This window comes from Streptomyces silaceus, from assembly GCF_001419745.1.
GTDB classification, from domain to species: Bacteria; Actinomycetota; Actinomycetes; order Streptomycetales; family Streptomycetaceae; genus Streptomyces; species Streptomyces silaceus.
This window is the reverse complement of sequence record NZ_LIRJ01000506.1, coordinates 1-1,503: the sequence shown is the minus strand read 5'-3', so window position 1 is coordinate 1,503 and position 1,503 is coordinate 1. Positions and strand designations below refer to the sequence as shown.

The 1,503-nt window shown below is 75.5% G+C and carries 2 protein-coding genes; both read right to left on the bottom strand.

The genetic code is table 11. The annotated features are described in order from the left end of the window. Window positions 1–284 precede the first annotated feature (284 nt). Window positions 285–674: a D-ribose pyranase gene (gene rbsD / locus AOK22_RS35470; RefSeq protein WP_055702814.1), complete on the bottom strand. Its 390-nt coding sequence runs from the start codon at window positions 672–674 to the stop codon at window positions 285–287. Beyond that, a partial coding sequence (locus AOK22_RS35465; RefSeq protein WP_055702813.1) for a ribokinase occupies window positions 671–1,503 on the bottom strand: 833 nt, incomplete at its 5' end. The genes rbsD and AOK22_RS35465, both read right to left, overlap by 4 nt.

Below are 1,503 nucleotides of genomic sequence, written 5' to 3'. Positions count from 1 at the left end.
GCCAGGGCGGCGGCACCGGCGGCCGCCCGTCTGAGGAGAGTCATGTGGGGCTCCGTATTCCGAACAAGAATGGGGACGGAACGTACGAGACGCCCTGCGACGCGGGTGTGTCGCAGGACGCCTTTGGAGCTGTGCGTTGCCTGATGGTGAGGGCGGGGCGGCCCCCGGTCAAGGGCGGAATCCGGTCAGAAACCGGGGCGTTGTGTTCGCATATCGGACATGAGGGCGGAGTTGGCGTCTCCTCGGAAGGAGCCGGTGTCCCCTCGGGAGGAGCCGGTGTCCCCTCAGAAGAAGACCCCGCACCGCAGCAGCACATTCGCGTACGGCGTGGCCTCGCCGGTCCTGACCACCAGCCGGGCCGCCGCCGAGAGCCCCTTGAGCTCCTCGTGCCGGACCAGGTCGAGCGCGGGGAGGGAGTCCCGCAGCAGCCGCGCCGCCGCCGGATTCGCCTCCCGCACCTCGTGCGCCGCCGTGCCGCCCTCCACGACCAGCTCCGCGAGGAGACCGTCGAGGACCTCGGCGAAGGAGGGGACCCCGGCGCGGAACGCCAGGTCCACCACGCGCGGCCCCGCCGGGACCGGCATCCCCGCGTCGCAGACCAGCACGGTGTCGCCGTGGCCCAACTCGGCCAGCGCGCCCGCGAGATGACGGTTCAGGATGCCCGACTTCTTCACGGCGACGGGACCTCCGGGGCGGCGGCCGGGGCGAGTTCGTCCGCCGTCGGGTACGAGTCCTGCGCGCCCTTGCGGGTCACCGCCGCCGCTCCCACCCGTACCGCGTAGGCCGCCGCCGTCGCCAGGTCCTCGCCGAGCCCGAGGCGCCAGGCGAGCGCCGCGGTGAAGGCGTCGCCCGCACCCGTCGTGTCCACCGCGTCGACGCGCGGGCTCGGCACCCGTACGAAGGAGCCGGCCGTGCCGTCCGCGGTGAGCGCGCCCTCGGCACCCAGCGTGATCACCACCGAGCGCGGGCCGAGCGCGAGCAGCCCGCGCGCCCACTCCTCGGGGGCGTCGCCCGCGTCCGTGCCGAGGATGACGCGGGCCTCGTGCTCGTTGACCACCAACGGGTCGCAGGCGGCGAGGACTTCGGCGGGCAGCGGCGCCGGCGGCGAGGGGTTCAGGACCAGACGGCTCTCCGGCCGCAGCCCGCGCACCAGCTCCGCGACCGTGTCGAGGGGGATCTCCAGCTGGGTGGAGACCACGCGCGCCGCCGCGAGCAGACTGCCCGCCGCGCGGATGTCCTCGGGCGTGAGGCGGGCGTTGGCGCCGGGCGACACCACGATGCTGTTGTCGCCCGACGGGTCGACGGTGATCAGCGCGACGCCGGTCGGCGCGCCGCCCACCAGGACGCCGACGGTGTCCACGCCGGCCGCCCGCTGCGCGTCGAGCAGCAGGACGCCGTGCGCGTCGTCGCCCACCCGGGCCAGCAGCGCGGTGCGGGCGCCCAGGCGGGCGGCGGCGACCGCCTGGTTGCCGCCCTTGCCGCCGGGGTGGACGGCCAGGTCGG